At 67.7% G+C, this 20,638-nt stretch carries 23 protein-coding genes and 1 tRNA gene; 12 read left to right on the top strand and 12 right to left on the bottom strand.

Annotated elements, in window-relative coordinates; genetic code table 11:
* Nucleotides 1–3: 3 nt before the first annotated feature.
* The 8 genes from OOZ48_RS00620 to OOZ48_RS00585 all read left to right on the top strand — a co-directional run bounded on the left by OOZ48_RS00620 (nt 4) and on the right by OOZ48_RS00585 (nt 7,137).
* On the top strand, nt 4–987 hold the full coding sequence (locus OOZ48_RS00620) for a branched-chain amino acid ABC transporter permease (RefSeq protein WP_269494262.1): 984 nt from the start codon (nt 4–6) through the stop codon (nt 985–987).
* The gene (locus tag OOZ48_RS00615; RefSeq protein WP_269494258.1) at nt 980–1,732 is read left to right on the top strand and encodes an ABC transporter ATP-binding protein; all 753 of its coding nucleotides are present in this window, start codon (nt 980–982) and stop codon (nt 1,730–1,732) included. Before OOZ48_RS00620 ends, OOZ48_RS00615 begins: the two co-directional genes overlap by 8 nt.
* Nucleotides 1,725–2,441: an ABC transporter ATP-binding protein gene (locus tag OOZ48_RS00610; RefSeq protein WP_269494255.1), complete on the top strand. Its 717-nt coding sequence runs from the start codon at nt 1,725–1,727 to the stop codon at nt 2,439–2,441. Before OOZ48_RS00615 ends, OOZ48_RS00610 begins: the two co-directional genes overlap by 8 nt.
* On the top strand, nt 2,438–3,622 hold the full coding sequence (locus OOZ48_RS00605) for a 2-methylaconitate cis-trans isomerase PrpF family protein (protein ID WP_269494253.1): 1,185 nt from the start codon (nt 2,438–2,440) through the stop codon (nt 3,620–3,622). The genes OOZ48_RS00610 and OOZ48_RS00605 overlap by 4 nt, the downstream gene beginning before the upstream one ends.
* 106 nt (nt 3,623–3,728) lie before the next feature.
* Complete coding sequence (locus OOZ48_RS00600) at nt 3,729–4,412, top strand: hypothetical protein (protein ID WP_269494251.1); 684 nt, start codon at nt 3,729–3,731, stop codon at nt 4,410–4,412.
* 113 nt (nt 4,413–4,525) lie between these two features.
* Nucleotides 4,526–4,939 carry a PAS domain-containing protein gene (locus OOZ48_RS00595; RefSeq protein WP_269494249.1) on the top strand — a complete coding sequence of 138 codons (414 nt, stop codon included), beginning with the start codon at nt 4,526–4,528 and terminating at the stop codon, nt 4,937–4,939.
* A gap of 99 nt (nt 4,940–5,038) precedes the next feature.
* Nucleotides 5,039–6,139, top strand: a complete 1,101-nt coding sequence (locus OOZ48_RS00590) for an NAD(P)-dependent alcohol dehydrogenase (RefSeq protein WP_269494246.1) — start codon at nt 5,039–5,041, stop codon at nt 6,137–6,139.
* 224 nt (nt 6,140–6,363) lie between these two features.
* Nucleotides 6,364–7,137 carry a sulfite exporter TauE/SafE family protein gene (locus OOZ48_RS00585; RefSeq protein ID WP_269494243.1) on the top strand — a complete coding sequence of 258 codons (774 nt, stop codon included), beginning with the start codon at nt 6,364–6,366 and terminating at the stop codon, nt 7,135–7,137.
* A gap of 101 nt (nt 7,138–7,238) precedes the next feature.
* Here the strand turns inward: OOZ48_RS00585 and OOZ48_RS00580 are convergent.
* Together OOZ48_RS00580 and OOZ48_RS00575 are read right to left on the bottom strand one after the other, a co-directional pair.
* A tRNA-Ala gene (locus OOZ48_RS00580) sits at nt 7,239–7,314 on the bottom strand.
* A gap of 115 nt (nt 7,315–7,429) precedes the next feature.
* Nucleotides 7,430–8,017 (bottom strand): peroxidase-related enzyme, encoded by a 588-nt coding sequence (locus OOZ48_RS00575; RefSeq protein WP_269494240.1) that lies wholly within the window; start codon nt 8,015–8,017, stop codon nt 7,430–7,432.
* Between the two features lie 106 nt (nt 8,018–8,123).
* Here OOZ48_RS00575 and OOZ48_RS00570 point away from each other — a divergent pair, with 106 nt between their 5' ends.
* Both OOZ48_RS00570 and argG read left to right on the top strand, forming a co-directional pair.
* On the top strand, nt 8,124–9,356 hold the full coding sequence (locus tag OOZ48_RS00570) for an alpha/beta hydrolase family protein (protein ID WP_269494237.1): 1,233 nt from the start codon (nt 8,124–8,126) through the stop codon (nt 9,354–9,356).
* Nucleotides 9,357–9,436: 80 nt separating this feature from the next.
* A complete protein-coding gene (gene argG / locus OOZ48_RS00565; RefSeq protein ID WP_269494234.1) occupies nt 9,437–10,780 on the top strand; it encodes an argininosuccinate synthase in 1,344 nt (447 codons plus the stop codon).
* Here argG and OOZ48_RS00560 read toward each other — a convergent pair.
* A complete protein-coding gene (locus OOZ48_RS00560; RefSeq protein ID WP_269494231.1) occupies nt 10,755–11,084 on the bottom strand; it encodes a DUF3579 domain-containing protein in 330 nt (109 codons plus the stop codon). The two genes, argG and OOZ48_RS00560, sit on opposite strands and share 26 nt — an antisense overlap.
* 209 nt (nt 11,085–11,293) lie before the next feature.
* On the opposite strand from OOZ48_RS00560, the gene argF reads away from it, so the two are divergent.
* On the top strand, nt 11,294–12,235 hold the full coding sequence (gene argF / locus OOZ48_RS00555) for an ornithine carbamoyltransferase (protein WP_269494228.1): 942 nt from the start codon (nt 11,294–11,296) through the stop codon (nt 12,233–12,235).
* 91 nt (nt 12,236–12,326) lie between these two features.
* On the opposite strand, the gene rpsT is transcribed toward argF, so the two are convergent.
* From rpsT to OOZ48_RS00510, 9 genes are all read right to left on the bottom strand, one after another.
* Nucleotides 12,327–12,590 carry a 30S ribosomal protein S20 gene (gene rpsT, locus OOZ48_RS00550; protein WP_269494225.1) on the bottom strand — a complete coding sequence of 88 codons (264 nt, stop codon included), beginning with the start codon at nt 12,588–12,590 and terminating at the stop codon, nt 12,327–12,329.
* Nucleotides 12,591–12,707: 117 nt separating this feature from the next.
* Nucleotides 12,708–14,264, bottom strand: coding sequence for a murein biosynthesis integral membrane protein MurJ (gene murJ, locus OOZ48_RS00545; protein ID WP_269494222.1), 1,557 nt, complete (start codon nt 14,262–14,264; stop codon nt 12,708–12,710).
* Nucleotides 14,265–14,270: 6 nt separating this feature from the next.
* The gene (locus tag OOZ48_RS00540) at nt 14,271–15,029 is read right to left on the bottom strand and encodes a 3-hydroxyacyl-CoA dehydrogenase (protein WP_269494219.1); all 759 of its coding nucleotides are present in this window, start codon (nt 15,027–15,029) and stop codon (nt 14,271–14,273) included.
* A gap of 30 nt (nt 15,030–15,059) precedes the next feature.
* Nucleotides 15,060–15,716, bottom strand: a complete 657-nt coding sequence (gene adk / locus OOZ48_RS00535; protein WP_269494216.1) for an adenylate kinase — start codon at nt 15,714–15,716, stop codon at nt 15,060–15,062.
* A gap of 100 nt (nt 15,717–15,816) precedes the next feature.
* Nucleotides 15,817–16,584, bottom strand: coding sequence for a 3-deoxy-manno-octulosonate cytidylyltransferase (gene kdsB / locus OOZ48_RS00530; protein ID WP_269494213.1), 768 nt, complete (start codon nt 16,582–16,584; stop codon nt 15,817–15,819).
* A 43-nt stretch (nt 16,585–16,627) separates the two neighbouring features.
* A complete protein-coding gene (locus OOZ48_RS00525; protein ID WP_269494210.1) occupies nt 16,628–16,807 on the bottom strand; it encodes a Trm112 family protein in 180 nt (59 codons plus the stop codon).
* Nucleotides 16,808–16,843: 36 nt separating this feature from the next.
* Nucleotides 16,844–17,884, bottom strand: a complete 1,041-nt coding sequence (gene lpxK / locus OOZ48_RS00520; protein WP_269494207.1) for a tetraacyldisaccharide 4'-kinase — start codon at nt 17,882–17,884, stop codon at nt 16,844–16,846.
* Entirely contained in the window at nt 17,881–18,294 is a 414-nt protein-coding gene (locus OOZ48_RS00515) for an ExbD/TolR family protein (protein WP_269494204.1), read from the bottom strand. Before OOZ48_RS00515 ends, lpxK begins: the two co-directional genes overlap by 4 nt.
* Nucleotides 18,291–18,899, bottom strand: coding sequence for a MotA/TolQ/ExbB proton channel family protein (locus OOZ48_RS00510; protein WP_269494201.1), 609 nt, complete (start codon nt 18,897–18,899; stop codon nt 18,291–18,293). The genes OOZ48_RS00515 and OOZ48_RS00510 overlap by 4 nt, the downstream gene beginning before the upstream one ends.
* Before the next feature lie 404 nt (nt 18,900–19,303).
* Here OOZ48_RS00510 and xseA point away from each other — a divergent pair, with 404 nt between their 5' ends.
* Entirely contained in the window at nt 19,304–20,536 is a 1,233-nt protein-coding gene (gene xseA, locus OOZ48_RS00505; protein ID WP_269494198.1) for an exodeoxyribonuclease VII large subunit, read from the top strand.
* Nucleotides 20,537–20,638 lie beyond the last annotated feature (102 nt).

Genomic DNA, 20,638 nt, shown 5'->3' with positions numbered 1-20,638 from the left:
TCATTGACTCCGACTACCGCCACGTCCGGCAGGCGGGCATCGCGCGCCGGCCTGGCGATCATTCTGGCGGCATTGCTGGTATTGCCGCTGATGATCAACGATTATCAACTGTTCGTCGCGACCACCATGCTGGTGTATTGCCTGGCGGCGGTCGGCCTGAACATCGTCCTGGGCTATCTGGGCCAGCTGGCGTTTGCCAGCGCCGCGTTCTTCGGCATCGGCGCGTATGCCGCGGGCCTGTCGATGGTGCATCTGGGGCTGGGCACCGTGCCGGCGATCCTGGTGGCCACCGTTTGCGGCGGCCTGGCGGGCGCGCTGGTGGGCCTGCCGGCGCTGCGGGTGCGCGGCTACTACCTGGCCATCATCACGCTGGCCTTCGGCGAGCTGATGCGCTGGATGTACGTCCATAATGATGGCGTCACCTTCGGCTCCGGCGGCTTCAACATCCCGGATATCGGCGTGCTCGGGTTCGCGCTGGAGGGTGTCGGCAAGTACTACCTGTTCCTGCTTGTCGTCGTGATCGGCGTGGGCGCGAGCGCGGGGCTGCTGCATTCCCGCTACGGCCGGGCGTTCGTCGCCATCCGCAACAACGAGGCCGCGGCGGGATCGCTGGGCATTGCCGTCAATCGCACGAAAATCCTTGCGTTTGCGTGGAGCGGCTTGATCACCGGCCTCGCCGGGGCCTTGTATGCCTTGCTCAATGGCCGTGTGTCCCCCGATACCTTCGGCATCTCGCAAATGCTCATGCATTTCGTGATCGTGATGATCGGCGGCCTGGGGAGCCTGGTGGGGTCGATGGTGGGCGCCGTGCTGCTGACCGGGCTGCCCGAGTTGCTGCGCAATTTTCCGGGGCTGGAGGAAATCGTCTTCAGCCTGCTGTTGATCGTGGTGCTGTTCCTGATGCCCAAGGGGATCGGCGGATTCCTGTCCGCCCGCTTCCCCTGGATGCAGGAACGCCTGTACCGGGAGGGGCGCGAACATGCTTGACGTCCAGAACCTCACGGTGCGTTTTGCCGGCCTGACCGCCGTCGATGATTTGTCGTTCACCGTGCGGCCCGGCGAGGTGTTCACCTTGATGGGGCCCAACGGGGCGGGCAAGACCACCGCGTTCAATGCGATCGGCGGCTTCATTGCGCCCACCGGCGGCACGGTGGCCTTCAAGGGGCGGCAGATCAGCGGCTTGCGCCCCGCGCAGATCGCCGCGCTGGGCATTCGGCGCACCTTTCAGAACAACGGCATCTTGCGCGAGATGTCGGTGCTGGAAAATGTGCTGACCGGTCTCGAGCTTGCCACGCCCAGCACCTTCTGGGGCTGCGTCGTCGGGGCGCCGGCCTCGGTCAAGGCCGAGCGCGATGCGACCGGCAGGGCGCGCGACATGCTGCGCCGGATGGGCATCGCCGACCTGGCCGAGCGTTTCGCCGGCGACCTGTCGTTCGGCCAGCAGCGCCTGGTCGAAATCGCCCGGGCCATGGTGGCCGGCGCGGAACTGATCATGCTGGATGAGCCCGCCGTGGGCCTGTCCCCCGGAGACCGGCTCCACCTGGGGCAATCCTTGCGCGAACTGGCCGCCGACGGCATCGCGGTCCTGCTCGTGGAGCACGTCCAGGACCTCGTCATGGCGGTGTCCGATCAGGTGCTCGTCCTCAACTACGGCAAGAAGATCGTGCAATGTCCGCCCGACGAGGTCCGCAACAACAAAGACGTGCTGGAGGTTTATCTAGGCCATGGCTGATCCCATCCTTCATATTGCCGACCTGGACGTGCGCCACGGCAGGACCCAGGCCCTGTCCGAGGTCAGCATCGATGTGTACGAGGGCGAGGCCGTCGGCCTGCTGGGCACGAACGGGGCGGGCAAGACGACCTTGCTGAACACGATTTCCGGCTTCCTGCGTCCGGCCGCCGGCTCGCTGGCGCTGGGCGGCGAGCCCATCCATCAGTGCCCGCCGCACGTGATCGTGCGGCGAGGCGTGCTGCAGCTGTCCCAGGAACGGGACCTGTTCGGCGATCTGACCGTGCTGGACAACCTGCGTCTGGGATCCCTGGCGCGCGCGCCCAAGACCTTCGAGCGCAATGTCGAGAAGGTCTTCCATTACTTTCCGCGCCTGAAAGAGCGCGCCGGCCAGCGGGCGGCCACCATGTCGGGCGGAGAGCAGCAGATGCTTGCCATCGGGCGGGCCTTGATGGCCGAGCCCAAGGTCATGCTGTTCGACGAGCCGTCGGCGGGCCTGTCGCCGTTGTTCGTGCAAGAGATCGGCGCCATGATGCGCAATCTGCGCAATGAGGGCGAGGTATCGATCCTGCTGGTCGAGCAGAACATGCTGCTGGCCGCGCAGGTGGTGGACCGCTTCTACATGCTGCGGGCCGGCCGGGTGGTCGCCGAGGGGTCGGTGTCCGAACTCGAAAAGGACCACGAGGAACTGGCGAGGCAATACTATCTATGACGAACGCATCGTCTTCGAATCGCGTGGGTGCCGGCGGCATCCGCGCCGTGTTCATGCGCGGCGGCACCAGCAAGGGCCTGATCTTTCATCGCGAGGATTTGCCCGCGCGGCGCGAGGACTGGGACGGCCTGTTCCTGGCCCTGATGGGCAGCCCCGACCCTTATGGCCGGCAGCTCAATGGCATGGGCGGGGGCGTCTCCTCGGTCTCCAAGGTGTGTGTCGTGGGCCCGCCCAGCGTGCCGGGCGCGGATGTGGACTATACCTTCGGGCAGGTCATGGTGAACGAGGCGCGCGTCGATTACGGCGGCAATTGCGGCAATATGTCGTCGGCGATCGGCCCGTTCGCCGTGGACGAAGGATTGATCGCGGCCGACGGCGGCGAGGTCCGCGTCCGCATCCACAACACGAACACCGGCAAGATCATCCATGCCTTCTTTCCTGTGGACAACGGCAGGGCACGGGTGGCCGGGGATCTCCGGATACCGGGCATTGCGGACCCGGGCGCGCCCATCCGCCTGGAATTCCTCGATCCGGGCGGCGCCAGCACAGGCCGCCTGCTGCCCACCGGCGAGGCGGCCCAGTGGCTGGATGTTCCGGGGACGGGACGGGTCCGGGTGTCGATGGTGGATGCCGCGAATGCCTGCGTGTTCGTCAACCCTGAAGTCCTGGGGCTTGGCGGCATCGAGATGCCGGCCGATCTGTCAGCCCGGCCCGATGTCCTGCAGGTGCTGGAGCGCATCCGTGTCCAGGCCTCCCTGGCGATGGGCATTGCCGCGACCCCCGATGAGGCCCGGGCCCGGCGGATGATCCCGTTCGTGGGCATGGTGTCGCCCGCGCAGGATGCCCGGACCTTGTCGGGCGATTGCATCCCGGCCGGCGATGTCGACCTGACGGTGCGCATGATTTCCAGCGGGCAGCCCCACCAGGCGCTGCAATTGACGGCCTCGCTATGCATCGCGGTCGCCGCGCGCATCGAGGGCACCCTGGTCCACGAGGCGGCCCGTCCCACCCAGGGCGATGTGCTGCGGATCGGCATGCCCTCCGGCATCCTCACCGTGGGCGCGGAGGTCCGGCGCGCGGACGATCACTGGGTGGCCGAGCGGGGATACTTTTTCCGCACGGCGCGACGGCTGTTCGATGGACGGGTCTATCCCATGCCCGTGACGCCGGCACGGTCCTGACCGGCTGGGCGCCGCAAGATCCGGACACAACTGAGCCGATTGCTTGCTGCCGCGCGGCCGCAAAACCGTTATCGTGGAAGGGTTCCGGGATTTTCAGGAGATCGGCATGCGAAGCTTGGCGTGGCTGTTGCTGGCGTGGGGATGTTTGGCGCCGGCCGCGGTGCTGGCCGCGGCACAGGCGACGGTGCGGGCGGGGGATCGGACCCTGACGGTGGCGTTCGACGGGCCGGATGCCCGGGTCGACGTGTCCGGCGTGGCGCAGGGCTACTTCCTGCTGCGCGACGGGCGCCTCTACACGGTGTTGCGGATGAACGGGACGCCCATGGCGATGGATGCGCAGGCGGCGGCCGGTTTGCTGGGCAGCCTGGCCTGGAAACCCTCCCCGCAGATGATCGACAGCTTGACCGCGCTCGAGCCCACCGGCGAGCATCAGACCGTCGCCGGCCGCGCCGGCGAGGTCTACGAGGTTTCTTACCGCGATCTCGAGGGACGGGACCGCAGCGGAAAAGGCGTCCTCGGCGACCAGCCCGAGGTGCGCGAACTGACGCAGGTCCTGGCCGCGATCGCCCAGCGCCTGCAAACCGCCTCGCAGGCGCCGGCGCAGGGGATGGAGCAGGTCGTGGGCGCCCTCGATGATCGCGGGCTGGGGGTCCTGTCCTATGGTTCAGAGTTCCGCGTCGAGACGCTGACCGTGGCGCCCCTCGCCCCGGGCCGCCTGGACTTGCCGGCGCAGCCCTCCGCGCTGAAGGGCGAGCTCGGGAAACTGCTGCAGGGCCTGGGCGGACGTTGAGCCGCCGGTTTGTCCCGGCGGGTGCGCCGGCGGTATAAAGACGGGGCAGCCGCCTTGCATCCCGCAGGCCTGCCGCGCCGCGCGGCGAACGCGCGCCTTCCGGAGAACACCCCATGGACGAGGCCGCAGCCCTGGCCGAATGGATCATCGAGCAGACGTCCGATGCATTGATCTACGCCGACCGCGCGGGCACCATCGTGCGCTGGAACCAGGCCGCCTGCCGGCTGTTCGGCTTCGGCGCGGACGAGGCCCTGGGCAGCAGCCTGGACCTGATCATCCCCGAACACCTGCGCGCCGCCCACTGGGCCGGCTACCACGCCGCCGTCGACAGCGGCAGCCTGAAGCTGCAAGGGCTGCCGACGCTGACGCGGGCGGTGGCCAAGGGCGGCGGCAAGCTCTATGTCGAGATGACCTTCGCCCTGGTCAAGGATCCGGACGGCGCGGTCGTCGGTTCGGTCGCCATGGCGCGCGACGTCACCGAGCGGGTGGAAAAGGAGCGCGCCGCGCGCAAGGCCGCCGCTTTCTGATCTGGCGCAATATGCGGGCTGTGGCCGGCCGATATCATGGAACCATCACCTGCGGGCCACCCGCCCGCAGCCTCGCCGATTCCATGCCAGGAGAACCCAATGGCTGCCATGATGAAAGCCGCTGTATTCGTCCAGCCCGGCCGCATCGAGCTGACCGATAAACCCATCCCCGATGTCGGTCCCAACGACGCGCTCGTTCGCATCACCACGACCACCATCTGCGGCACCGACGTCCACATCCTCAAGGGCGAGTATCCGGTCGCGCCGGGCCTGACGGTCGGCCACGAGCCGGTAGGGATCATCGAGAAACTCGGCAGCGCGGTCACCGGCTATGCCGAGGGCCAGCGCGTCATCGCCGGCGCGATCTGCCCGAACTTCGGCTCGTACGCGGCGCAGGATGGCGTGCCCTCGCAGGACGGCAGCTATCTGATCCCTTCCGGGCGCTGCGGCTGCCATGGCTACAAGGCGACTGCCGGATGGCGCTTTGGCAATCTGATCGACGGCACTCAGGCCGAATACGTGCTGGTGCCGGACGCCCAGGCCAACCTCGCGCCGATTCCCGATGGCCTGACCGACGAACAGGTGCTGATGTGTCCGGACATCATGTCCACCGGCTTCAAGGGCGCGGAAAACGCCAACATCCGCCTGGGCGACACGGTGGTGGTCTTTGCCCAAGGGCCGATCGGACTGTGCGCGACAGCCGGCGCGCGCCTGCTGGGGGCGACCACCATCATCGCGGTGGACGGCAATGATCACCGGCTGGGTATCTCGCGACGGCTGGGCGCCGACGTCACGCTCGACTTTCGCAGCTGCGACGTGGTCGCGGAAATCATGAAACTCACGGGCGGACGCGGCGCGGATTCCGCCATCGAGGCGCTGGGCACGCAGGCCACTTTCGAGCAGGCCCTGCGCAGCCTCAAGCCCGGCGGCACGCTCTCCAGCCTGGGCGTGTATTCGCAGAATCTGACGATCCCGCTCGATGCCTTCGCCGCGGGCCTGGGCGACCACCGCATCAATACCGCCCTGTGCCCCGGCGGTAAAGAGCGCATGCGCCGGTTGATGAACGTGATCGCCGCCGAACGTCTGGACCTGGGTGCATTGGTCACCCACCACTATGCGCTGGAGGACATCGTCGAGGCCTACGATCTGTTCGCCAACCAGCGCGACGGCGTGTTGAAGGTCGCCGTCAAGCCATCCTGACCGAGGGCGAGCCCGCGCCGGCTCGCGCCCCCGCAGCGGCGCGCCGCAGGTTGTGCGCAAGGATCACGCGCGCCTGCTGCTCGATGCGCAAATGCGATTTTAAATCCACCGCGACGTCACCGAGCGGGTGGAAAAGGAACGCGCCGCGCGCAAGGCCGGCGCCTGATTCGGGATGTTCCGCGTATCATGGCGGAGTTCTCCGGGCTGTACCGGCACAGGCGCATATGACCCTTCTTGAAGTTTTGTTCCTTGTCGCGGCCGCATTCATTGCGGGCGCGGTCAATGCGGTGGCCGGTGGAGGGACTTTTTTCTCTTTCCCGGCCTTGCTGGCCGTCGGGGTTCCACCGGTCGTTGCCAATGCAAGCAATGCGGTGGCGCTTTGGCCGGCAAGCCTCTCGAGCGCCTGGGAGTTTCGTCGGGAGCTTGTGGCGCACAAGGCGGGTCTCGCCCGGCTGGCCGGGATTTCGTTCATCGGGGGGATAGGCGGCGGATTGTTGCTGCTGCAAATACAAGAGGCTGTCTTCACCAGCCTCATTCCATGGCTATTGCTTTTTGCCACGCTTCTATTCGCCGGAAGCCACCAGTTGAAATCCCTGAGAACAAAGGCGGGGGCTCGTTTCAGACTGGATTCGCGGAGCCAGCTGGTCCTTTCCTCTCTCGCTTACCTGTCGGTTGCCGTGTACGGCGGTTTCTTCGGCGCGGGGATGGGCATATTGCTGCTGGCAGCATTATCAATTGGCGGCCTTGATGATATTCTGGTGCTCAATGCATTCAAGAACCTGCTGAGTGCGATTATCTACAGTGTTGCGGTGGCGACTTTTGTGCTGGCCAACAAGGTGGCATGGTCGCAAACGCTCATCATGCTGGTAGCGGCCACTGTGGGTGGGTATGCCGGCGCCGTGGTTGCGCGGCATATTCCTCATCAGTGGTTGCGCATTGGCATCATATTCATAGGGTTCGCATTGTCCCTGATTTACTTCGTCAAGGTTTACGCATAGGCAGCGGGCTTGACACAGGATGGGCTCGGCGTCGCAGCGCCGCACCGTCCGGAGGCTATCCAAAACAAAACGCCTGACTGAAATCAGTCAGGCGTGTGTTCTGGTGGAGACGATGGGGATCGAACCCACGACCTTCGCATTGCGAACGCGACGCTCTCCCAGCTGAGCTACGTCCCCGAAAGACAGCAATTCTAGCAGATTCCGATGCTGTGTGGGGCCATCCCGGGGGCGCCGGAATACCGCCGTCCAGCCTTGTGGCCGACGCCGGACGCCGCCCCTGCCGGACACGGCCTCAAGCCTGGTCGCGCGGCACCCGGCCCATCAGGTAGAACTCGTCGTTGGCCCGGATCGAGGCGAAATTCACCAGGCGGTTGCTGAGCCCGAAAAAGGCGCTGATGGCGCCGATGTCCCAGATGTCCTCGTCGCTGAAGCCGTGGGGGTACAGGGCGTCGTAGTCGGCCTGGCCGATGGACTGGGCATCCAGCGACACCTTCATGGCGAAATCCAGCATGGCCGCCTCGCGCGGGCTGATGTCGGCCTTGTGGTGGTTGATGGCCACTTGGTCGGCGATCAGCGGGTTGCGGGCGCGGATGCGCAGGATGGCGCCGTGGGCAATCACGCAGTACTGGCACTGGTTCGCGCCCGAAGTGGCGACGACGATCATCTCGCGCTCGGCCAGGCTGAGGCCGCCGTCCTTTTCCATCAGGGCGTCGTGGTAGGCGAAGAACGCCCGGAATTCGGCGGGACGATGCGCCAGGGCCAGGAACACATTGGGAATGAAGCCCGCCTTTTCCTGCACGGCCAGGATGCGGGCGCGGACGTCCTCGGGCAGGGTGTCGATGTCGGGGATCGGAAAGCGGCTGATCGGGTGAGTGCTCATTCGCAAGTTCCTCGTGGGGAAATGTGTCGGGGTGGTAACGAATTAAAGTAGCATACAGAGATCGACAAGCAGAGACCGACAGGCCCATCGGGCCTTGGGAGGAGACATGGTTGAGACTCTGGAGCGCGGACACACGAGGGTGCAGGGCTTCCAGGACCCCGAAATGGATCACCAGCTCATGCGCCAGTTGGGTTCGGTGCGATACGGCGGCGCCTCGATCGGCGAATGCCTGGCGGCGGCCTCCAGGATCCGCGATGCGGACCCGGCCTCGTGGTCGCTGGAATTTTCCGAGGCGGGCCGGCGCCAGTCCGAGGACGCCACGCTGCGGGCGCGCAACGGGCATGCGATCAGCGCCCGGGACCAGTACCTGGTGGCCTGCAACAGCTATCGCGCGGCGGAATACTATTGCCCGGTAGACGATCCCCGTCACCTGGAATACGGCATGGCCAGCCGCCAGGCCTTTCTATGGTCCATGCAATGGGACGAGGCATCGTGCGTCGAGCTCTGGTTCTCGCACGAGGGCCTGCGCCTGCCCGCATACCACATCCGCGGCGCGCGCAGCGCCGGCGACCGCGTGCTAATGATCGTCAGCGGGTTCGATGGCACCCTCGAGGAATCCTATATCGCCAACGGCCGGGCGGCGCTGGAACGCGGCTACGACCTCCTGCTGTTCACCGGGCCGGGCCAGATGGACACGTGGCGCTTCAACGCGTCCAGCCATTTCGCCCCCGAATTCGAGGCGGTCGGCCGGCAGGCGGTGGACTACGCCCTCGCGCAGCCGGGCGTGAATCCCCGCCGCCTGGCCCTGATGGGCATCAGCTTCGGCGGCTATTTCGCCTCGCGCATCGCGGCGCACGAACCTCGGATCCGGGCACTGATTCCCAATTCGCCGATCATCGACCTGCACGCCTACATGACGTCCTTCATCGGCTTGGATCCGGCGACGCTGCCAGAGTCGGACGACTTCGGGGTGGCCGACCTCGAGCACATCCCGGATGCCGTGATGAACGCCCAAAAGCGCATCATGTCGCGCAACCTCATGCTGCGTTTCGGCCGGCCGGCCTCCTTCGTTCAGACCTATCGCCGCATCAAGGACTTCAGGCTGAGTCCCGAGGAACTGGCCGCCATCCGCTGCCCCTCGCTGGCGCTGGTGGGCGACGGGGAGGGCGCGGAACCGCTGCGGCAATGGCAGGTCTTCCAGGACCTGGTCGGCGGGCCGTGCACCCCGCGGCTGTTCACCGCGCTGGAGGGCGCGGACGCGCATTGCCAGACCAGCAACCTGGCCTTGTCGGCGGCCGTGACCATGGATTGGCTCGACGAGACCCTGGGGACCCTCTGATTCCGAGGATCCCTGGGCGCTGCCTGACGGGGCCGGCGATATAATGCCCGATCGATTCAAACGGACTTGCCGGATTTCACATGAGCACAACCATACTCGAAGACCTGCCGATCGGGCAGAAGGTCGGCATCGCCTTCTCGGGCGGCCTGGACACCAGCGCCGCGCTGCTGTGGATGCGCAACAAGGGCGCGCTGCCCCATGCCTACACGGCCAACCTCGGGCAGCCCGACGAGCCCGATTATGACGAAATCCCGCGCAAGGCCTTGAGCTACGGCGCCGAGGGCGCGCGCCTGATCGACTGCCGCGCCCAGCTCGTGGCCGAGGGCATCGCGGCGCTGCAGTGCAATGCCTTCCACATTTCCACCGGCGGCGTGACCTACTTCAACACCACGCCCATCGGGCGCGCGGTGACCGGCACCATGCTGGTGGCCGCCATGAAAGAGGACGCGGTCAACATCTGGGGCGACGGCAGCACCTACAAGGGCAACGACATCGAGCGCTTCTATCGCTACGGCCTGCTGACCAATCCCGAACTGCGCATCTACAAGCCCTGGCTGGACCAGCGCTTCATCGACGAACTGGGCGGCCGCGCCGAGATGTCCGAATACATGCGCGAGAACGGCTTCGACTACAAGATGTCGGCGGAAAAGGCCTATTCGACCGACTCCAACATGCTGGGCGCCACCCACGAGGCCAAGGACCTGGAGCACCTCGATTCCGGCATCCGCATCGTCTCGCCCATCATGGGGGTGGCCTTCTGGCGGCCCGAGGTCGAGGTGCCCGCCGAGGAGGTCACGGTGCGCTTCGACGAGGGCCGCCCCGTGGCCCTCAACGGCGTCGAGTACACCGACCCGGTCGAACTCATGCTGGAGGCCAACCGCATCGGCGGGCGCCACGGCCTGGGCATGAGCGACCAGATCGAGAACCGCATCATCGAGGCCAAGAGCCGCGGCATCTACGAGGCGCCGGGCATGGCGCTGCTGCACGCCGCCTACGAGCGCCTGGTCACCGGCATCCACAACGAGGACACCATCGAGCAATACCGCATCAACGGTTTGCGCCTGGGGCGCCTGCTGTATCAGGGCCGCTGGTTCGATCCCCAGGCCATCATGCTGCGCGAGACCGCACAGCGCTGGGTGGCGCGCGCGGTCACCGGCGAGGTGGCCCTCGAGCTGCGCCGCGGCAACGATTATTCGATCCTGGACACGCGCTCGCCCAACCTGACCTACCAGCCCGAGCGCCTGACCATGGAGAAGGGCGAATCCACGTTCTCGCCGCGCGACCGCATCGGCCAGCTGACGATGCGCAACCTCGACATCGTCGACACTCGGGCGAAGCTTTTCACCTACTCCCGGGCGGGTTTGCTGTCGACGTCCGAGCAGACCGCGATCCCGCAGCTCAAGCAGGACAAGGGGACGCGGTAGGTTCGCCGGCGTCCGCCGCGCCCATGTCGGTGGTCCGCAGATGGTTGCTCTGCGCGAAATCGCAGACGAATTTCCAGGCCAGGGGTTCGATGCGCCGCAGGCGGTGGTCGACCACCACGCAACGCACGCCGTCGATCACGCGCGGGGTGACGTAGGGGGAATAGCTGAGGGGATTCGGGGCGGAACCTTCGGGCCGGAACTGCGACATGACGCCTGCCAGGCGTTCGGCCCAATCGCTGGGCCTGAACCGCTGGCCCTCCAGGGTGGTGCCATGGATGATGAGTTGCGGAACGGGATCAGTCATGTGGTTTCCAGGAACAAAGCCCGCCCTCGTGTGCCGTTCGGCTTCCTCTGCGCCGGCAAGCCTCTTGTGGAGGCGGCGGGCGGCAGCTGCGGCCTGGGGGCATTTTCTCGGGGAAGTGCGAGGCGAGCTTCGCCGCGCATTGTATCTGATTGGGATTTTGCGCGTGCCGGGCGCCCACGGTAAGATGCGTGTTTTAACCAGGGCTTCGTATGTCTGCCATCACCACCCCCGGGCCTTTGCGTCATTTCTTGCAGCTGCGGGATTTCTCCGAGTCCGAAATCCTCTATGTGCTGGAACGCGGCCGGATCATCAAGGACCGGTTCAAGCGCTATCTGCCGCACCGCACCCTGCACGACCGCAATCTGGCGATGGTGTTCGAAAAGGCCAGCACGCGCACGCGGGTGTCCTTCGAGGCGGGCATGTACCAGTTGGGCGGCTCGGTCATCCACCTGACCACCGAGGGCTCGCAACTGGGACGCGCCGAACCGATCGAGGACACGGCGCGCGTGATTTCGCGCATGGTCGACCTGGTGATGATCCGCACCTACGAGCAGACCCGGATCGAGCGCTTTGCCGCCCATTCGCGCGTGCCGGTCATCAACGGTCTCACCAACGAGTTCCATCCCTGCCAGATCCTGGCCGACATCCTGACCTTCGTCGAGCATCGCGGCCCGATCCGCGGCCGCACCGTGGCCTGGATCGGCGATGCCAACAACATGGCCTACACCTGGCTGCAGGCGGCCGAACTGCTGGGCTTCACGCTGCATGTGTCGGCGCCCGAGGGGTACCGGCTGGACCCGCGCCGCGTGGGCTCGCAGCCCGCCGCGGTCCTGCGTGAATTCGACGACCCGCTGGAGGCCTGCCGCGGCGCGCATCTGGTGACCACCGACGTGTGGACCAGCATGGGCTATGAATCCGAGAACGAGGCCAGGCGGCTGGCGTTTGCCGACTGGTGCGTGGACGAGCCCATGATGGCCGTCGCGGACCCCGAGGCGGTGTTCATGCACTGCCTGCCGGCGCATCGGGGCGAGGAGGTCGCCGGCGAGGTGATCGACGGCCCGCAAAGCGTGGTCTGGGACGAGGCGGAAAATCGCCTGCACGTCCAGAAGGCCTTGATGGAATTCCTGCTGCTGGGGCGCCGCGAGGATTGACGCCGCGGCGGGCGTGCCCGCGGGCGGACACAACGAAAAGGGCGCCTGGGCGCCCTTTTGGGTATTGCCGGTCAAGCCGACGGCCCGATGGTCAGGCCAGGGCCTTGATGGCGGCCGACAGACGGCTTTTGTGGCGGGCGGCCTTGTTCTTGTGGATGATTTGCTTGTCGGCCACGCGGTCGATGATGCTGCTGGTCTTTTGGAAGACCTCGTTGGCGGCAGCCTGGTCGCCGGCCTCGATGGCCTGGCGCACGCGCTTGATGGCGGTGCGCAGCATCGAACGCATGCTGGAATTGTGTTTGTTGCGGGCAACGGCCTGGCGGGCGCGCTTGCGGGCTTGAGCGGAATTGGCCATGGAAATCTGTCGTTGAAAGCTGTCGTTGGAAATCGTGGGCTGGGCAAGGCCTTGTACATTCTCGATTTCAAATTCAAATCGTCAAATACCTAACCCGGCAAAGACGATAAGTGTATATTAAGCGGGTTTCCGTGTAAAGTCCGCCGGCCGAAACCCGAATAAAAACAAGGTGCTGAAATAGGCTGCGATGGCCGCGCACAACACGCCGGCCAGCCAGGCCGCGCGCAGGCCCGGCGTGGCGGCCAGCGCGATCCAGTCCAGGTGCCGGCCCGCCGCCAGCAGCACCGCGGCCAGCGCGGCCAGGGCGGGCAGCAGGCGCAGGGCGAAGCGCCCCCAGCCCGGTCGCGGGGCATACAGGCCGCGCCGGCGCAGCAGCAGCGCAAGGCTCAAGGCGTTGAGGCTGGCGCCCAGGCCGATCGACAGGGCCAGGCCCGCGTGCGCCAGCCAAGGCACCAGGATGAGGTTCAGGGCCTGGGTGGCGACCAGGACCACGATGGCCACGCGCACCGGCGTGCGGATGTCTTGTTTCGCATAGAATCCGGGCGCGAGGATCTTGATGGCCAGCAGCCCCAGCAGCCCCACCGCATAGGCCATCACGGCCAGGCGGGTCTGGGCCACGTCCGCGGCGCCGAAGGCGCCGTAGTTGAACAGGACCGCCACCAGTCCGTCGGACAGCAGCGCCAGTCCCAGCGCGGCCGGCAGGCCCAGCAGGAACACCAGGCGCAAGCCCCAGTCCAGCAAGGCGTTGTAGCGGTGCTGATCGCCGCCGGCGTGGGCCGCCGACAGGCTGGGCAGCAGCACCGTGCCCAGCGCCACGCCCAGCAGGGCGGTGGGAAATTCCATCAGGCGATCGGCGAAGGACAGCCAGGTGACGCTGCCGGGCGCCAGCCAGGTGGCGATGTTGGTGTTGATCAGCAGCGAGACTTGCGCCACCGAGACGCCGAGGATGGCGGGCAGCATCTGGCGCATGACGCGCCGCACGATGGTGTCGTGCCAGGCGGTCCGCAGCCCCGCGCCCCAGCGCGGCAGCAAGCCCAGGCGTCCCAGGGCGGCCCACTGCACGGCCAGCTGCAGGATGCCGCCGATCATCACGCCGATGGCCAAGGCATGGATGGGCTGGGCGGTGTGCGGTGCCAGCAGCAGGCTGGCGCCGATCATCGACAGGTTGAGCAGCACCGGGGTGAAGGCCGGCACGGCAAAGCGGCTGTAGGTGTTGAGTACGCCGGAGGCGAAGGCCACCAGCGACATGCAGATGATGTAGGGAAACATCAGCCGCGTCATCCAGGTGGCCGCCTCGAATTCGGCCGCCCGCCCCGCGGTGCGCATGCCGCTGGCCATGGCGGTCACCACCCAGGGGGCGCCGACGATGCCGATGAGCGTGACCAGGGTCAGGACGGCCAGCAGGACCAGGGCCACGTGGTCGAGGACGCGGCGCACGTCCTCATGGTCGCCCTGCTTGCGGACCTCGCCCAGGATCGGTACGAAGGCCTGCGAGAACGCGCCTTCGGCAAACAGGCGCCGCAGCAGGTTGGGAATGCGGAAGGCGACCCAGAAGGCGTCGGTCAGCGGCCCCGCGCCGTAGACGCTGGCAATCAGGACGTCGCGCAGCAGCCCCGTGATGCGGGAAAAAAAGGTCAGGCCGCTGATGGTGGCGGCCGATCGCAGCAGGCCCATCCGGCGTTACTTGGGCGCCATGCGGATGGCGCCGTCCAGGCGTATGGTTTCGCCGTTGAGCATCTCGTTGTCGAGGATGGCGCGCACGAGCTTGGCGTAATCCTCGGGGCGGCCCAGCCGGGAAGGGAAGGGGACGCTGGCGGCCAGCGAATCCTGGACCTCCTGGGGCATGCCAAAGAGCATGGGGGTGCCGAAGATGCCCGGGGCGATGGTCATGCAGCGGATGCCCAGGCGCGACAGGTCGCGGGCGATGGCCAGCGTCATGCCGGCGATGCCGGCCTTGGAGGCCGCGTACGCCGCCTGGCCGATCTGGCCGTCATAGGCGGCCACCGAGGCGGTGTTGACGATCACGCCGCGCTCGCCGGTGGGCTCGGGCGCGTTGTCGGCCATGGCCTGCGCCGCCAGGCGCGCCATGTTGAACGAGCCCACCAGGTTGATGTCGATCACCTTGCGAAACAGGTCTAGCGGATGCGGGCCGGCCTTGCCGATGATGCGCGCCGCCGGGGCGATCCCGGCGCAATTGATCAGGCCGAACAGGCGGCCGCGCGCGCGCGCCGCCTCGACGGCGGCTTGCGCGTCGGCCTCGACGGTGACGTCGCAATGGACGTAGGCCTGGCCCAGCTCGCGCGCGAGCGCCTCGCCGGCCTCGTCCTGGACGTCGGCGAGCACCACGCGGGCGCCGTCGGCGGCCAGGCGGCGCGCGGTCCCGGCGCCCAGTCCCGAGGCGCCGCCGGTGATGATGAATACCTTGTCCTGGATGTCCATTGCGGCCTCCGGTCGGCGTGGGGCGCGGATTCAGCCGCGCAGGATGTCGAGAATGCGCTGGCGGACCTCGTCGACCGCCCCCAGGCCCGAAACCTGCGCGTAGCGCGGCGCGGCGGGATCGCCGGTGCCGGCCCAGCCGGCGTAGTAGTCGACCAGGGGGCGGGTCTGCTCGCGGTAGACCGACAGGCGATGCCTGACGGTGTCCTCGCGGTCATCGTCGCGCTGGATCAGGGGCTCGCCGGTCTCGTCGTCCAGGCCTTCGCGCCGGGGCGGGTTGAACGCGAGGTGGTAGGTGCGGCCGCTGGCGACGTGCACGCGCCGCCCGCTCATGCGTTCGATGATGTTGTCCTCGGGGACCGCGATCTCGATGACGTAATCCAGGCGCACCGCAGCGTCCTTGAGGGCGTCGGCCTGCGGGATGGTGCGCGGGAAGCCGTCGAACAGATAGCCGGCCTCGCAGTCGGGTTGGCGCAGGCGGTCGCGTACCAGCCCGATGATGATCTCGTCGGACACCAGCCCGCCGCTATCCATGATCTTTTTGGCCTCCAGGCCTAGCGGCGTCTGTGCCTTGACGGCTGCGCGCAGCATGTCGCCGGTCGAGATCTGGGGGATGCCGAAGGCCTCTGTGATGAAGGCGGCCTGGGTTCCCTTACCGGCCCCAGGGGGGCCGAGCAGAATCAAACGCATGGTTTCCTCCCGAAAAGTTTTTCTTTTGAAAAATGTTTTTGATTATGCCGCAATGCAGCAAATCCTGCAGTGCCGGATGGCCGGCCGCGGCGTGGGGCATTCATGGTTGGCCGGCGGCGAACAGCGCGCGCACGCGCTCGAGGTCGGCGGCGGTGTCCACCCCGGCGGCCGGATCTTCGGCGCCCAGATGGACGACGATCCGGTAGCCGTGTTCCAGGGCCCGCAGTTGTTCCAGGGATTCGAAGCGCTCGAGCGCGCCCGTCGGCAGACCGGGGAAGGCCCGCAGGAACCCGGCGCGATAGGCGTACAGCCCGATGTGGCGCCAGGCCGGCAGCCCCGGCGCCAGTCGCTGTGCACCATCGGACAGCGCGTCCCGGGCCCAGGGAATGGGGGCACGCGAGAAATACAGGGCCCCGCCGTCGGCGCCGCAGACCACCTTGACCGCGTTCGGGTCGAACAACACGCGCGCATCGCAGATGGGGCTGGCGCAAGTGGCGATGGCCGCCTCGGGCCGGGCGGCCAGCAGGTCGGCCACGGCATCGATCGCGGCGGGATCGATCAAGGGCTCGTCCCCTTGGACGTTGACCACGATGGCATCGTCATCGAGCGCCAACGCCTGGACCACCTCGGACAGCCGGTCGGTGCCTGTCGGATGGTCGGCACGCGTCATCATGGCGTCGAAGCCTGCGCGGCGGACCGCCTCGATGATGTCCGCATGGTCCGAGGCCACGAGGATGCGCGCGGCGCCCGAGCGGGCGGCGCGCTGGGCGGTGCGCACTACCATGGGCTTGCCGCCGAGGTCGAGCAGGGGCTTGCCGGGCAGGCGCGTGGACGACGCGCGCGCCGGAATGACGGCGATGAAGCTCACGCCGGGTGCCCTGGATGCGGTCGCGGGGCCATGGGCGGGCGGGCTATCGGGCCGTCTCGGGCTCGAGCGCCCGCGCCTCGCCTTCGAGCATCACGGGTACGCCGTCGCGGATGGGAAATGCCAGCTTGTCGGCCGTGCAAATCAGTTCCTGGCGCTCGCGGTCATGCCGCAGGCCGCCTTTGCAGATCGGGCAAACCAGGATTTGTAGCAGGCGGTTCTCCATCAGAGGCTCCGGGGAGGGTGCGGGGAAAGGACTAGTTTAATGCGAGTCGGCGGCCTTGTGCCGCAAGCCCTCGCGCACGGCGCGCAGCCGCTCATCGAGGGCGTCGATCCAGGCGGGATCCGTGAAGACCGCCACGACGTGCACCGCCCAGAGGCGGGGATCGCCGGGGACGGCGCACTTGACGGCGTCCTTGGCCGTCACGAGGACCGGCCCCGGCGGCAGGTGCCGCAGCGGGTCGTCGCGATAGTCGTGGTGGTCGGGCAGGGGCAGGGTGCGGGCCAGGCGCACCCCGGCGGCGGCCAGCATGTCGAAGAAGCGCTGCGGCTGCCCGATGGCCGCGGCTGCGCTGCAGGACGTGCCGGCGTGCTCGCGCAGCCAGTCGTCCCAGGCGAACACCCGGCCACTGGCCAGGTGTTCGACGCGTACGGGCTGCAGCCGCATGCCGATCGCGCCGGGGCGCGAGGGCGCATCCGTGTCGTTGTCGATGATCCAGTCGGCGCGCGCCAGGCGCGCGGGCGGTTCGCGCAGCGGGCCGGCGGGCAGCCGCCGCCCATTGCCTATGCCGCGCCGGTCCTGGACGATGATCTCGACGTCGCGCGCCATGGCCAGGTGCTGCAGGCCGTCGTCCGAGACGATGAGGTCCACCGCCGGGTGGGCGTGCAGCAGGGCGGCGATGGCGTGCGGCCGCCGGGGATGCACGGCCACCGGCACGCCGGTCGCGCGCGCGATCAGCGCGGGTTCGTCCCCCAGGCGCTCAGCGCCGGCGCCGTCGCGCGAGAGGCGGGGTTCCGGGCCGCCAGGCGTGCCGTAGCCGCGGCTGACCACGCCGGGATGCCAGCCGCGGGCGGCCAGCGCCCGGCACAGGGCGATGACGACCGGGGTCTTGCCGGTGCCGCCCACGAGGATGTTGCCGACCACCACCACCGGCACGGGCGCGCGCGCCGGGGCCGAGCGCCGGGCCTGCCGGGCGCGCCAGGCGGCGGCGCCGGCGTACAGCCAGGACAGCGGCAGCAGCAGGTCGCTGGCCAGCGTGCGGCGGTTCCAGAGGTCGTGCAGGCGGGCCTCGAGACGCTTCAAGGCCGGGCCTGGGTGGTGAAGTGCACGCGCGCGATGCCCGCCAGGCGCGCGGCCTCGAGCGCGCGCACCACCGCGGCATGGGTCGCCTGCGCATCGGCGTTGATGCGCAGGGTGGGCATATCGCGCCCTTGCGCCGCCTTGCGCAGCGCCTGCGCCAGCACCTCGTCGCCGTCGGCGCCGACGTACTCGCCGTTCAGGGCGTACAGGCCCTCCTGGCTGATCGCCAGCGAGATCGGCCGGTCGTCCTCCAGCGCCTGGGCGCTGGCCTCGGGCAGCGCGATCTGCAGCTGGCGCATCTGGGTGAAGGAGGTCGAGGCCGCCAGGAAGATCAGGATCACCAGGAGCACGTCGATCAGCGGGATCAGGTTCATCTCGGGATCGTCGCGGGGGGGCGCCGGCCGGAAGTTCATGTCACGGCCCTGTGGCTGACCAGCCGGTTCAGCACGCCCGCCTCGCGTTCCATCGTGTGCAGGAAATAATCCACGCGCGAGCGGAAATAGCGGTGAAAGATCAGCGCCGGGATGGCGATCAGGATGCCGAAGCCGGTGTTGTACAGGGCGATGGAGATGCCGTGCGCAAGCTGGGCCGGGTCGCTGCCGGAGGGATTGTAGGCGCCGAAGATCTCGATCATGCCGACCACGGTGCCGAACAAGCCCAGCAAGGGCGCCACCACGGCGATGGTGGCCAGGGCCGGCAGGTAGCGGTTGAGGCGCCAGGCGACGTCCTTGCCGACGTCCTCGATGGCATCCAGCCGCCAGGCATCGGGCTCGTTGCGGTGCGCGGCGACCTCGGCGAGGATCCGGCCCATGGGGCACTGCCGCGCCAGCCGCAGGATGGTGTCGGCCTGGTCCTGCTGGCGGCGCATGAGCTCCAGCACCTGTTCGGGCAGGCCGGGCGGCATGATCCGGCTTTCGCGCAGGGCGACGAATCGTTCTATGATGATCGCCAGGGTGGCGACCGACGTGGCGACCAGCAGCCAGATCGGCCAGCCGGCCGCCTCGATGATGTCCAGCAAGATGAGCCTCTCGGGGTGCGATGCGAAACGGCTATTTTAAGGCCTGCTCGCCGCTGGGTCGCGGTTTTACGGCGGAAAAGCCCGCGCGGCCTGAAATTCGCGCCGACGTGGCTCGGCGAGGCGTGTGAAATGGCGGCTTTGGGGTCGAAAGTGGCGTATCTGCTGGCTTTGCGGATGGTATCCACAGAATCTGTGGATAATTCTGTGCACAAGGTCCGTCATCCGCTTGTTTCATGCATCTCGTCGGTTGATTGGTTGATTTTCGAACATGGCTTCATATCTTGCCTTATTGTTTAGAATCAATAACTTGCATGATGACATTAAAGTCATATTTAATGTTGCGCCTCAAAAAGCTTGAAAATAGGCGTAGTTGACAAAAGGCGCATTGCTGTGGATAGGTTTTCATGAATTTTTCGGATGCGGACGGCCTGCGGGGCGGATCTTCGAGCCCGGACGGCGTGCTGACGGTCAGCCAGCTCAATCGGCAGGTGGCGCGGCTGCTGGAATCGGGCTTTCCACGGGTCTGGGTGTGCGGCGAGGTCTCGAACTTCACCCGCGCGGCCTCCGGGCATTGGTATTTTTCGATCAAGGACGAGTCCGCCGCGGTGCGCGCGGTGATGTTCCGGGGCCGGGCGCAGGCCGTGGGCTTTGTGCCCCAGCCGGGCGAGCGCTTCGAGTTCCGCGTACAAGTGTCCTTGTACGAGCCCAGGGGCGACTATCAGGTGCAGGTCGAGGCCTTGCGCCGGGCGGGGCGGGGCGACTTGCACGAGGCATTCCTGCGCCTGCGCGACCGGCTGGCCGCCGAGGGGCTGATCGATCCGGCCCGCCGGCGGCCGCTGGCTCCCATGCCGCGCGCGGTGGGGGTGGTGACCTCGCTGGCCGCCGCCGCCCTGCGCGACGTGCTGTCGGTGATGGCGCGCCGCGCGCCGCACGTGCGGGTGGTGGTCTACCCCGCACCGGTCCAGGGCCGCGAGGCCGCCGCGCAATTGTGCGATGCACTGGCGCTGGCGATCGCGCGCGCCGAGGTCGACACCCTGTTGCTGGTGCGCGGCGGCGGCAGCCTCGAGGATCTCTGGAGCTTCAACGACGAGGCGCTGGCGCGCGCTATCGCGGCCAGCCCGATTCCGGTCGTCAGCGGCGTCGGGCACGAGACCGATTTCACCATCGCCGATTTCGTGGCCGACCTGCGGGCGCCGACCCCCACGGCCGCGGCCGAGCTGTGCTGCGACAGTCACGCCGCGTGCGAGGACCGCCTGCGCGGCGCCCTGGGCGCGCTGGCCGTCGCCCAGCGCCGCCTGCTGGATCGCGGGGCGATGCGGTTGGACAAGGCGGCTGCGCAACTCGTCTCGCCGGCGCAGCGCCTGCGCCTGCAGGGACAGCGCCTCACGGCGGCGACTCAGCGTCTGCACGCCGCCCTCGCGCACCGGATGGAATCGCGGGCGGCGCGGCTGGCGGCGGTGCATGGCAGGCTCGAGGCGCTGGACCCGCGCGGCGTGCTGGGCCGCGGCTACGCAATCGTGCGCGGACCCTCCGGGGCCATCGTCAAAAATGCGTTAGACTTAAACATTGGAGAACGCATCGACGTCGAGTTCGGTACGGGCCGCGCCCAGGCCGATATCGTGCGCACCGATGCCTAGTGCCGTGTTCGGTCGGCCCGTACGGCGCACCGGTTCTGAAAGGCTTCCCGCCGCCGCGCGGTTCCTTTGCGCGGCGTGAGCGGTCCGGCTTCTGTGTCTGTT

The sequence above is a fragment of the Castellaniella sp. S9 genome (assembly GCF_027257175.1).
Classification (GTDB): domain Bacteria; phylum Pseudomonadota; class Gammaproteobacteria; order Burkholderiales; family Burkholderiaceae_B; genus Castellaniella.
This window is presented reverse-complemented; position numbering and strand designations above follow the sequence as displayed.